The organism is Candidatus Bathyarchaeota archaeon (assembly GCA_026014745.1).
Taxonomy (GTDB): Archaea; Thermoproteota; Bathyarchaeia; order Bathyarchaeales; family Bathycorpusculaceae; genus Bathycorpusculum.
In genome coordinates, this window is the sequence record JAOZHS010000001.1 from 923,423 (window position 1) to 935,740 (window position 12,318).

Annotated in this window: 9 protein-coding genes; all 9 read right to left on the reverse strand. The window is 49.4% G+C overall.

The annotated features are described in order from the left end of the window. Positions 1–68: 68 nt before the first annotated feature. Positions 69–1,697 carry an excinuclease ABC subunit UvrC gene (uvrC, locus tag NWE92_05005; protein ID MCW4028989.1) on the reverse strand — a complete coding sequence of 543 codons (1,629 nt, stop codon included), beginning with the start codon at positions 1,695–1,697 and terminating at the stop codon, positions 69–71. A 118-nt stretch (positions 1,698–1,815) separates the two neighbouring features. Then, positions 1,816–2,013, reverse strand: coding sequence for a hypothetical protein (locus NWE92_05010; protein ID MCW4028990.1), 198 nt, complete (start codon positions 2,011–2,013; stop codon positions 1,816–1,818). Positions 2,014–2,192: 179 nt separating this feature from the next. Next, positions 2,193–5,087: an excinuclease ABC subunit UvrA gene (gene uvrA, locus NWE92_05015; GenBank protein MCW4028991.1), complete on the reverse strand. Its 2,895-nt coding sequence runs from the start codon at positions 5,085–5,087 to the stop codon at positions 2,193–2,195. Between the two features lie 72 nt (positions 5,088–5,159). Next, positions 5,160–7,118 (reverse strand): excinuclease ABC subunit UvrB, encoded by a 1,959-nt coding sequence (uvrB, locus tag NWE92_05020; GenBank protein MCW4028992.1) that lies wholly within the window; start codon positions 7,116–7,118, stop codon positions 5,160–5,162. A 212-nt stretch (positions 7,119–7,330) separates the two neighbouring features. After that, on the reverse strand, positions 7,331–9,133 hold the full coding sequence (locus NWE92_05025) for a right-handed parallel beta-helix repeat-containing protein (protein ID MCW4028993.1): 1,803 nt from the start codon (positions 9,131–9,133) through the stop codon (positions 7,331–7,333). A 134-nt stretch (positions 9,134–9,267) separates the two neighbouring features. After that, positions 9,268–9,561, reverse strand: a complete 294-nt coding sequence (locus NWE92_05030; GenBank protein ID MCW4028994.1) for an OB-fold nucleic acid binding domain-containing protein — start codon at positions 9,559–9,561, stop codon at positions 9,268–9,270. 117 nt (positions 9,562–9,678) lie between these two features. After that, positions 9,679–10,968, reverse strand: coding sequence for a hypothetical protein (locus NWE92_05035; GenBank protein ID MCW4028995.1), 1,290 nt, complete (start codon positions 10,966–10,968; stop codon positions 9,679–9,681). A 223-nt stretch (positions 10,969–11,191) separates the two neighbouring features. Continuing rightward, the gene (locus tag NWE92_05040) at positions 11,192–11,425 is read right to left on the reverse strand and encodes a hypothetical protein (protein MCW4028996.1); all 234 of its coding nucleotides are present in this window, start codon (positions 11,423–11,425) and stop codon (positions 11,192–11,194) included. A gap of 28 nt (positions 11,426–11,453) precedes the next feature. Continuing rightward, a complete protein-coding gene (locus NWE92_05045; GenBank protein MCW4028997.1) occupies positions 11,454–12,290 on the reverse strand; it encodes a CBS domain-containing protein in 837 nt (278 codons plus the stop codon). Positions 12,291–12,318: the final 28 nt, after the last annotated feature.

A 12,318-nucleotide genomic window follows, 5' to 3' on the forward strand; every position in this document is an offset into this window, starting at 1 on the left:
AATTATCTGGAGAAAAACGGCGGTTTCTTCAATAAACATAAGACATAACCGAGTGGTTCAAACGATTGTTAAGTTTTTGACGTGTGATTTTTTCTTTTAGGTGTGAATTCTTGTCGTATTTTCATTTCGCGTCGTTTACGGTTGTAGCCAATTGAGAAGTCATGGGTGGCGTCGCGGATTTTGCGGAGCAACAGCATCATGCGGCTGTTTTTATCAAAGACATGCGGCGTGGGGTTGTCGGGGAAGTAGATTTCTTCGCGTTCCTTCGCTAACCCAATAAGCGGCAATTTTAGCCCAAGTTTGTCTAAGGCAGCTTTTGCGGCTGCAACTTGTCCGGGTCCGCCGTCCACCATCACCAAGTCGGGGAGGGGCTGCTTTTCTTCTTGGAGCCGTTTGTAGCGTCGGGAGACGACCTCATGCATGCTTGCGAAGTCATTTTGGCCTGTGAAGGTTTTGATTTTGAATTTGCGGTAGTTTTTCTTGTCAGGTTTGGCGTCTCTAAACGTGACCATGCCTGAGACTACGTGTTCGGTGCCCAAGTTGGAGATGTCGAAGCATTCAATCACATGAGGCAAGGTCGGGAGGGGGAGGTTGTTTTGGAGGTCTACGAGTGCGGAGTCAACTTCAAGGGTGGATTCAAGGTTCTTCTCCGCCAACTGCACTAATGCCAGTTTGTCGGCTTTCCTTGGAATCGTCAATGACACTGGCGCCAGCCGTTTCGAAGAAAGGAACTCTTCGAGCGCCTTTTTTTCTTCAGGTTCTTGCCAGACGGGCTTGTTTAGTAGGATTTCGCGGGGAATCTGGTTGGTGGTGTAGTAGGCTTTGAGGAATTCTTGTTCAATTTGGGGCTGTAAATCCACCGTAAACTCTTTTTTTCCCAACAGCACGCCTTTACGTACACCCATCTGCACCGCCATCAGTTTCTCGCCTACCTGACGAAAAACCATCACGTCTTGGTCAAAGCGGCGTTCATTATCCACAATTTGGCGTTCAGTGAGCAGGCGGATGCTGGCGATTTGGTTGCGGATTTCAAGCGCATCCTCAAACTGTTGATTCATGGACGCAATCTGCATCTGATTGTTGAGCTCCGCCATGGTTTGGTCGTAGTTGCCATTTAGAAACTCGCGAGCGCCCCTGACCTGCTTATCATATTCCTCAGCGGTGACGTGTCCTACGCATGGCGCGGTGCAGAGGTGGATGTGGTAGTTGAGGCAGGCGCGTTTATGCATGTTTTTGCAGGTGCGGAGTTTGAATACGCGGACGACGGCGCGTTGGAGGTCTTGACGTGTAAAGCCCTCGGTGTAGGGACCAAACGATTCGAGTTTGCGGCTGACTTTGCGGCTCATCATAATCCTTGGGTAGCTTTCGCGTGTGAGCGCAATGTAGGCGTAGGTTTTGGCGTCTTTTAGGTTAATGTTGTACTTGGGAGTGTGCTGTTTGATGAGTTTGTTCTCCAGCAGAAGCGCCTCAACCTCATTGTTTACAACCACCCAGTCGATGCTGCGAATATGCAAAACGAGTTGGCGGGTTTTGATGGGTTGGTCCTTGTTTAGGAAGTAGCTTTTTACTCGGGCGCGGAGGTTTTTGGCTTTGCCCACATAGATGATTTCCCCTGCCTCATCACGGTACAAATAAACGCCGGGCTCAGTGGGGATGTCGCTGGTTTTGAATTCGGAGGGGTCACTTAGGGGAATCATGGGTTAATGCGCTAAATATCTGACTCTCCACTGGATGCATTAAGCATTTCCTATAGTCACACAAATTGCTTGGGTTGTTTGTTCTATGAAAAAGAAACAACAGCCCTTATTCTGCTCTTTATGTGGGTGTGGCGGTTTCTGCAGCACCACAAAACGGTTTGAGCAGCATGCTGCTTTTTGTTATCGCATTGCTTTTCTGCGTCTGTTTCGGTGTGGCAACAGCATTTTCCACTACAAGAATACATAGAAAACCCCGATTATGCGTGTGGTGACATGTTGAGTCTTCTTTAAAATTCACGCCATCAATGAAAGCCAAAAGAATAGTACTGTATTATAATTAAATGGTTTTTTTCATGTCCTGTTTTCTTAACTTTATGATTAAACAATAAACTCCTAAAATCCCTGCGAACTTTATTTTCCAAATCTGAGGCTGTAAGGGTCAACCAAATGTACCCCGTAAAATTAGTTTGTGAAAAATACTAAGAAAAGTGATGACTAATTCTTGGCGACAGTTCTTGCTTCTTCCAACTTTTGATTAAGTATCTTTTGCAGAAACATGCCTGTATAGGAGCCTGAGATTTTTGCGACTTCTTCGGGTGTGCCTTGTGCGAGGAGTTTGCCGCCTGCCGCGCCGCCTTCAGGTCCAAGGTCAATGAGTTGGTCGCAGCTTTTAATCACGTCAAGGTTGTGCTCGATGATGTAGACGGTGTTGCCGTTGTCGACGAGGCGGTTGAGTACGCGGATGAGGCGTTTAGTGTCATCAAAGTGCAAGCCGGTGGTAGGTTCGTCAAGCATGTAAACCACATGCCCCGACTTGTGTTTGGACAGTTCGCGGGTGATTTTGATGCGTTGACTCTCGCCGCCAGATAGCTGCGTGCTGCTTTGCCCCAGCTTAATGTAACCTAAGCCCACATCGAGCAGGGTTTGGAGTTTGCGGCTGACCCGCGGCGTGTTCTCAAAGAATTTCGCGGCTTCCTCAACCGTCATATCCAGCACCTCGGCGATGTTTTTGCCCTTATACTGCACGGCGAGGGTTTCTTTGTTGTAGCGTTTGCCTTTGCATTCGCTGCATTGCACGTAGACGTCGGGGAGGAAGTTCATTTCGATGCGTATGACTCCGTCGCCTTGGCAGTTTTCGCAGCGTCCGCCTTTGACGTTGAAGCTAAAGCGACCCTCCTTGTAGCCTCGGGCTTTGGCTTCTTTGGTGGAGGCGAAGATGCGGCGGATTTCGTCGAAAAGTTTGGTGTAGGTAGCGGGGTTGCTGCGTGGGGTACGCCCGATGGGGTCTTGGTCGATGACGATGACGTTGCGGACAACTTCGGGGACAGCGAGGTTTGCGTGTTTGCCGACTTTGTCAACTTGTTCGCCAAACATCTGCTTAAGCGCGGGGATAACGGTGAGATTCATCAGGGTACTTTTACCTGAGCCCGACACGCCAGTGATTCCGCAAAGCACACCCAGCGGGAGTTGGAGGCTGAGGTGTTTGAGGTTGTTTTCCGTAGCGTCATTAACAGTGACATAGTCGACGGGGCTGCGGCGCTTTTTGGGGACTTCAATTTGGAGTTCCCCCGCAAGATATTTGCCTGTGAGGCTGCGGTTGTTAGCCATAACTTCCTGAGGTGAACCTTCCGCGACAATGTGCCCGCCGTGTACGCCTGCGCCGGGGCCCATATCCACAATGTAGTCGGCGTGACGCATGGTGTCCTCGTCATGTTCCACTACGATGAGCGTGTTGCCTAAGTCGCGCAGACGCTGCAGGGTGCCGATGAGTTTAGCGTTGTCACGCTGGTGCAGTCCGATGCTGGGTTCGTCAAGGATGTAGAGCACGCCCATGAGGTTGCTGCCAATCTGCGTCGCAAGACGGATACGTTGCGCTTCTCCACCCGATAATGTCCGCGCTGCGCGGGACAGTGAGAGGTAGCCTAAGCCGACGTTTTTGAGAAAGCCCAGTCGTTGGTTGATTTCTTTGAGCACCTGTTTGCCGATTGCCATTTCCTTCTCGTTAAGCTGGGCTGGGAGGTTTGCGAAGAAGTCGACGGCTTCCTCGATGGAGAGGTCGGTGACGTCGATGATGCTTTTGCTCAAAATCTGCACCGCCAAAACGACGGGTTGGAGCCGTTTGCCGTGGCAGCTGTTGCAGGGGCGTGCAGTCATGAATTTCTCGATGTCTTCTTTGCGCCAGTCGCTTTCGGTTTGGCGGTAGAGGCGCATGGTTTGGGGGATGACGCCTTCCCAGCCTTCACGCATCCACATGTTGGCGCCGTTGGACCAGTTGCCGTTGATTGGCTCATGGTCGCCGTTGAGGAGTACGTGGAGTTGCTCTGGCGTGAAGTCTTTAACGGGGGTGAAAACGTCAAAGCCATGTTTTTTGCCTACGGTTGCGAGTTGCTGGGCGCGCCAGCTCAAATCCATTTTTCCGTAGACTGCGAGTGCGCCGTCCATGATGGAGAGGTTCATGTCTGGTATGACTTTGTCGGCTGTGACTTCGGTGATTTCGCCAAGACCATGGCAGGTGGGGCAAGCACCCCAGGGCGAATTAAAACTGAACATACGCGGTTCAAGGCTTTCAAACACGATTTCGGGGTGATTGGGGCATGCGCCAAAGGTGCTATACATTGTTTCGCCCTCAAAACGTTCCAGCTCCCGTTTCTTGTCTGCGTCCTGTTCGGCTGCGTCGATAACAATCATGGTGCCTTTTCCTGTTTTTAGGGCGGCTTCGACGGCTTCGGCGACGCGGGACCGTTCCTCATCGCAGACTTTTACGGTGTCGATGACGGCTTCTATCCAGTGCTTCTCGTAGCGGATCAGTTTAACTTCTTCTTTGATGTGGTCGGATTCGTAGATTTTTTGGTCCACACGGATTTTGCTATAGCCCTCTTTCTTGAGGTCATCAAAGACCGTTTCGTGGGTGCCTTTCATGCCCCGGATAATCGGCGCTAAAAACACCAGTGTTTTGCCCTGTTCGGACATGATGAGGCTGGTGATGTTTTCTGGGCTCTGCGGATGAATGCTGCTGCCACATTGCGGGCAGTGATGGGTGCCGATGCGGGCGAAGAGTAAGCGGAGGTAGTCGTAGATTTCGGTGACGGTGCCTACTGTGCTGCGGGGGTTTTTGCTGGTAGATTTCTGTTCGATGCTGATGGCGGGGGAGAGGCCTTCGATGCTGTCTACGTCGGGTTTGTCCATTAAGCCTAGGAATTGGCGGGCATACGCTGAGAGGCTCTCGACGTAGCGGCGTTGTCCCTCGGCGTAGATGGTGTCAAACGCTAGGGTGGATTTGCCTGAGCCAGAGAGTCCAGTGATGACTATGAGTTTGTTTCGGGGCAACTCTAAGTCTATGTTTTTTAGGTTGTGTTCCCGTGCACCTTTGATGGAAATGTTATCCCGCATAAGTGGTTCTCCGTTGTTGCGATTTCTATCCTGTTTTAGTCTGTGGGATTAGAACTTTATTGCATCAAACCTCTAAATTTCCGCGTGTACCGCCCCATTTTCCTCCTTCTTAGCCAACGCGCGGTTAAGTTCGGCTATGGCGTCGCGGTACTGGATGGCTTTTTCGAAGTCCAGCTTCTCGGCGGCTTCCCGCATCTTGGCATCTAACTCGATGATTTGGCGTCGCATGTCCGATTTGGGCAGGTGTTTGGTGCCTTTGATGACTCCTTCTTTGTGAGAAACGCCCTTGATGATGGTTTTGGGTGTGATGCCGTGTTGTTGGTTGTAGCGTTTTTGGAAGTTTCGGCGGTACCACGTGGTTTCCATGGCTTTTTTGATGGATTGGGTTTGGTTGTCGGCGTAGAGGATGACTTTGCCGTTGACGTTGCGTGCGGCGCGTCCGATGGTTTGGATGAGGCTGCGTTCATCGCGCAGAAAGCCCTCTTTGTCAGCGTCAAGGATGAATATCGTCGCCACCTCGGGTATGTCGAGCCCTTCGCGCAGCAAGTTGATGCCGACGAGTATGTCAAATTCGCCGACGCGAAGCTGCCGCACCAGTTCAATGCGGTCAAGGCTCTCGATTTCGCTGTGCATGTAGCGCACGCGGAAACCCTCCTTCACAAGATAATCTGCCAAGTCCTCTGCCATACGTTTGGTGAGTGTGGTGACCAGCACGCGGTCGCCCCGCGCTATGGTGGTTTTTGCTTCTTTCATGAGGTCCCGCATCTGACCCTCAATGGGGCGCATCTCCACCTCAGGATCCAGCAGCCCCGTGGGTCGCGTGATTAACTCGACTGGGGCGCCGCTTTTTTCGAGTTCGTATTCAGCGGGGGTTGCTGAGGTAAAGAGAACCCGACCCATCTTTTCTTCGAATTCTTCGAAGCGTAGGGGGCGGTTGTCGAGTGCGCTGGGGAGGCGGAAGCCGAAGTCGACGAGGTTCTTTTTGCGGCTGTAGTCGCCGTTGTACATGCCTCGGGCTTGGGGGATGGTTTGGTGGCTTTCGTCGATGATTAGGAGGTAGTCTTTGGGGAAGTAATCTATCAGCGTGAAGGGTGGCACTCCGGGTCGGCGTCCGTCGAAGTGGCGGCTATAATTTTCCATCCCCCCGCAGAAGCCGACTTCCCGAATCATTTCAAGGTCATAGTTAGTGCGTTGCTTAAGCCTCTGCGCTTCCAGCGGCGGCAACTCCTGCAACCGCGTCTCAAGCTCCTGCTGGATATGTTCCAGTGCCAGCTTCTGTTTCTCTTCGGGCACCACATACTGCCGCGCGGGGTAGAGGGTGAGGCGGTCTACGCTGTTTTTGACGTCGCCTGTTAAGGTGTGGACTTCTTTGATTTTGCTGATGGTGTTGGCTGCGAATTCGACTCGTATGATGTCGTTTTCGTAGGATGGCACAACGTCGATTGTGTCGCCTCGGACGCGAAACCTGCCGGGCTCAAGCACCATGTCGTTGCGTTCGTATTGCATGTCTACGAGTTGGCGGATGAGTTCTTGGCGTGTTAAGGGTGCGCCGACTTCGAGTTTGATGGACATGGTGCGGAAATCGTCGGGGTTGCCTAAGCTGTAAATGCAGCTAATCGAAGCCACAATGATTGTGTCGTCGCGGCTAACTATGCTTGACACGGCGTGCATGCGCATCTTTTCGATTTCATCGTTTACCGTGGAGTCCTTCTCAATGTACATATCCTGCGCGGGCAGGTACGATTCAGGCTGATAGTAATCGTAAAAGGAGATGAAGAATTCAACTCTGTTGTGTGGGAAGAGTTCTTTGAGTTCGCCATAAAGCTGCGCCGCCAAGGTTTTGTTGTGTGCCAAAATAAGGGTGGGTCTTTGCAGTTTTTGGATGACGTTTGCCATAACGAAGGTTTTCCCTGAACCCGTGATGCCTAGAAGCGTCTGTTTGTCTTTTGTGGTGAAGTTGTGGGTTAATTTCTCGACGGCTTCCGCTTGTCCTGGCGAGATTTTATATGGCGAGATAAGTTCAAACTGCAATTTGCTTCCCTACAAACTTCAAAATGACCCCTCAATTTGGATTAATAAGTTTTGTCTAGCAACAACGCAAAATCAGGGTTATGCAGTTTTGAGGAGAAAACGCTCTTCGGCGGGTAATGATAGCATGCGGACCTACCTCTCCCTTATTTTAAACTATAAATCAGCTTAAGATTCTGCAGGTTTTTCTGTCCCAAAAAAAGGGTAAGGTATAGTCAAATGGATGGTTGGGGTTTGTGTGTTTGGTTTTTTTGGTAAAGCACCAGACCCACACCCACAGCGAACCCTGCTCCTAGCACAGCAAAGACGCAGAGGGTAAACGTTAACTCTGAACCGCTCGGCGTTTCGTTTACTTTAGTCAAGATGTCGTTTGGAGTGGATAGGACATAGTTGTCTGCAGATTTCATCGGGATTGGGACGGGTTTTGTGAGGGGATAGCGGTCGGTGTTGTTAGCATAGATTGTGTAGGGGGTGTCGCTTATGCCGTTGTGGTCTTGGTCGCTAGGGGCATAGTCTATCCAGTAGTTGCCTTCAGCGCCGTAGTCGTAGTAGTTGGTGGATAGGGGTGGTGGAGGGAAAAAGTTGACGCCGCTGACATATGCCGCTAACAACTGCACCTTGCCTGAACCAACCGTTGCAGTTGTGGACAAAGTGGAGGTGCCGTTTTCTCCAGCGTCCACGACTTGGCGGTCGTTGTGGAGGAAATTGTTGCGGTAAATCGTGTTATATGAAGACGAAGAAAAGTAAAGCGCCATCCTGTTGCCCTCGAAGGTGTTTTGGGTTATGGTGCTGCCTGAACTCTCCGAGAAAGAGATTGCCACGCCATTGTTTTGGAAGGTGTTGTCTTTGATGGTTGTGGCTCCTTGGATGGTTAAGGCGTTGGCGTTGTCGGTAAATGTGTTTGTTGCTATCAAGTTGCCTTCTGAAGGTGTAAGCCCAATTTGGCCTACAGCTTGGCTGTTGCCTGTGAAGGTGTTGCCTGCTATGACGTTACTATCTGAGTTGGTTAATGTTAATCCGCGTGTTCTGGTGTTGGCGATGGTGTTGTCCACGATGCGGTTGTCCGAGGAATTGGTTAGGCGTATGCCGATTGCGGAGCCATCGATGTTGCTGTTGAGGATGTTTATGTTTGTGCAGGCTACGAGTTCTATGCCTGCGGTGCTGGGGTCAGAAAGGAAGACATTGCTTATGGTGACGTTGTGAGTTGAGAAGAGGTTAATGGATTTGGGGCTGGTGTCTTGGATGATGATGTTTTGGCAATTAGCCAAAACGATTGTGTCGCCATCAGTGGGCACCACTTGGTCTTGGATGTTGGTAAAGTAATAGATTGGTTTCCCGTCTACCGTGTTGGAGGTGTCAAGGTCGTTTAGGTAGGCACCGCCCGATAAGCCGCCGACGCCAAAGTCACAGTTGACTAAACGGTTATCCCGAAATAGACAGTCATCAGCTTGGCTCAAATCAATGCCTAAGACACCATCGGTTAGAACGTTATTGGTTATGGTGTTGCCGCTGGTTGACTGCAGGGATAATCCGTAGAAAAAGTTGGTCAGAACATTGTTTTTGACGACTATGCCCTGAGAGTGAAGGAAGTTTATGCCAATGGGACCAAACATAATCCCTTCGGGCGTTCCTGTTAAGATGTTTGACTCGATTACACAGTCAGATGCATTAGTTAAGTCCACCATGTAGCCGCCATCAAGTTTCACTTGAGCATTCCGCAGGGTTACTCCTTGTCTTCCCTCAAGAACGATACCCCGACCATATCGACCCGTAACTGTGAAACCTGCCCCATCAATCACGATGTCGTCTTTTTCCACGTAGAGGGGACCCAAAAAGTCATCCGTGAACATGTAGGTTTCTCCGTCTTGGCGGATGTTGCTGGTGCCTTGGATGGAGCCATCTTCTTTTATGTAGATGCCGCCTTGATTGCGTTGCGCCTCAGTTAAAGAGGCAAAGGGGCTAATCAGAGATAGGCACAGAACAATCAGTATGAGACCTATGAGACCGTGGAGTTTCATGATTTAGGGTCTGTTAAGACGAGATTTATGGGTTTCAGTCAAGGTTTCTTGACTAAAAATCGGTTTTGCTCATTTTGGTTTAGTCAAATTTTCTTGACTAACAAAAGAAAACATCAAAATAGAGTGTGGAGAGTTTATTCGACAGTTAATTTGCCGAATTTTCCAACGTTAAGTTGGATTTCGCTCTTGAAGCTGGTAATGTAGCCGTTTTCGATTTTAATTTTGTCGCCTACATTCACCAAGTCAATCTGCTCGTTCCATAATGTCAATTTTATGCTACCTGTTTCGTCGGCGACGACTGCGTCAACTATTCGGTAGGTTTCATCTTTGTATCGTGATTTAACTTCGCGGGCGTCACCTTTCTCGACGACTTGAGCTTCAACACTGACCCGCTTCATTCCATCTTGTAAATCCTTAATCGCGACCATTACTAATTCTGCTCCTAAGCTGTTCGCTTAACGGTTCTATCTTACAAAAATATAAATCTTGCCTACAAACAAGCGGCTAAACCAAAAAAACACAAAAAAAGGAAAAGAAGGGATGAATTATGCGCCTACGCCAAGGAAAAGCAACGCGATAAGCGTTACGGCGACGCTGACGGCGCCTATGCCGATGCGTTTAACAGGCGAAAACTCTGGTTTTACCGTGCCTACCAGTATGACGGCAAGGATTGCCAGCCACACATAGGATAAAAAGAACATGGTAACGGTTATGCCTGAGAAGATGGCATTATTAGCTGAAGTAGTTGCGATGGCGGCTTGTGACGACGCAAACAGGGAGCTTCCTGCGCCTGAGGGATAGAATATCGCTCCGTAAGGTGTTAAGCTAAGTCCAGGCCACACGTCAAACGGATAATACATTGTGGGCAAAGTCAACGTGGCGATGAGGTTAATTGCGGCGCGTATAACCATGACAAAGAGTGCGAATCCTAAGGCAAGGAAAATCGGTTTCCATGTGATTTCGGTTTTCAGACCTTTAAAGAACACATAGAGCATCACCGTCATGAGGAACCATGTGAAGAGGAACTGTAGTGAGAATTGCTGCAGGAAGTTAAGAAGGAAGCCCGTGCTGTTAAGTTCAATGAGTGTTTTGTATTGACCGCCGAAGAATAGGGCACCGATGTTGACGCTTACGTTAGAGTCCGCGGGGTAAGTGAATTGGAACTTTACCGAGGTAATGTTGCTCCACATAGGAGAACCAGAAGCGGTCCAGCCGTCTGCGTTGGGGCCAACTTGTATCGTGTAATTGTTCCATAATCCGTTTGCGGTCATGTTGGAGAGGGTGCCGGTTAAATCGTAAGTGTAATAGTTGGCGGTGTTTAGCGAGTAGAGGGTCACGGTGGCGCTTTGAGGCGCAGCATTGGGTGAAACCTGTTGCAGAATCATGGTTAGGTTAGTGAAGCCTGTGGAGCCGCTGCAATCAACGTTTACGTTGGCGTAGTTGGGTATGCTGCTTAACGCTGACGCGGCATTGAGGGTAGCCTCCACATTTCCGTTGCCGGTGATGGCGAGGCTGCTGTTTCCAAACAGCTCAGGAATCAACCCGTAACCCGCTTCATAAACGGTGTAGTTGAAGAACGCAGCGTAATTGTTACTGACCGAGGAGCCTGAACCAGTCGTCCACATGGTTGAATTCGTGAAAACGGAGGAGTAACCTAGCGGCGGAGAACTCTGCTCGATTTGCGTTTTAGAAATCTGCGAGTACTCGTAGCCGATTTGTAAACCGATGAAAAGCACCAAGATTATGATGGCGCCCAAATATTTGGGGTTCGCTGTGATGCTTTTGAATGCTTTCTGCGGTGCATAAATAACTTTAATGATATCATCTAAACCCATCTTTTCGCTTCCCTGTCATGTCAAAATTCACTGGGATTTATTAAGCATTTGCCCAAAACCCTTTCAGCGTTAAATTAATCTATGCCGCACCGTTTGGGCAGTAACTTAATACATATTAAGTCAGGTTAACGCAAATTTAAAAAACTTCCTATATGAACTTCTGTATCAAATGTGAAGAAAGCGGCACACCGCTAAATAGCTAACAAAAATCGCCACAGGATATTTATGGGCTTTTCTTTTTCCACGACGACGCATCACGCAAGTTCTGCACTGGAGAATCCTCCCCATAACCATCTGAAGTCTGCGCTTTTTCTTTGTAGTTTTGCTCTGCCAGTTTGGCTTTGCCTTCTTTGCTGCTGAGTTCGACGCTGTTGCCCAGTTTGTAGATGGTTCTTCCGAGGCGTCTTTCACCCACAGTTCTTGTACATCGTCCCATAACCGAAAGATTTGCGGTCAAGGCTAAAATCTCTTCCGCATCAGCACCCTTATTTTGCGTAAGCTTCGACTAGGTCGCGTGCAGTGATGATGCCGACGAGTTTGTTGTCTTTGAGTATAGGTAAGCGTCGAATCTGCTTCATAGCCATAACCGTCGCCGCTTTATGTACACTTATCCCTGAAAGTACCGTCACCAGTTGTGAAGTCGCGTAGGAACCCACGGTTGCCTCCATAGCGTCGGGGTTGACTAGAAACGCGTTGAGCAGGTCGCGTTCGGTGAATATGCCTGATAGTTTTTCGTTTTTGGTTATAATCACGCTTCCGATGCGTTTGTCGCCCATGGTTTTTACGACTTCACCGACTGATATTGTGTGTTCGACGGTTTCTACTTCCCGCGTCATGAAATCGTCTACGAGCGCCTCTGTTTCGGGTATTTCCGGTAAGCTACGGATTAAGTCTGAGGCGGTCACGATGCCCATGAGTTTGTTGCAGTCTTGCACGGTGAGGCGGCATTTCTTTTTTATCATCATCTGCGCGGCTTCTTTGATTTTGGCGTTTATGCACACGCTCACTAGGGGGTAGGACATGAGTTCTTCTACTGTGATGTCGTTGGGGTTTTTTCCTTGAGCTAAAATTTTTGTTAAGAGGTCCCTTTCGGTGATTATGCCCACGGGGGTTTCATATTTTTTGACAACCAAGCTGCCGATGTGTTTTAGCCCCATGACTTTTGCGGCTTGCCCCATGGATTCTTCGGGGGGTATGGTGTATACTTTAGGGGTCATTATTTCTTGGACTAGTTTGTAGCGTTCTAAGTCTTTTTTGTATTGGTCGTAGGCGCTGTCGAGGATGCTGGGGAACTCTTTTTTAGAGTCTCGCAATAATCCCATAAAACCTCCTCAAATATACTAAGAGGGG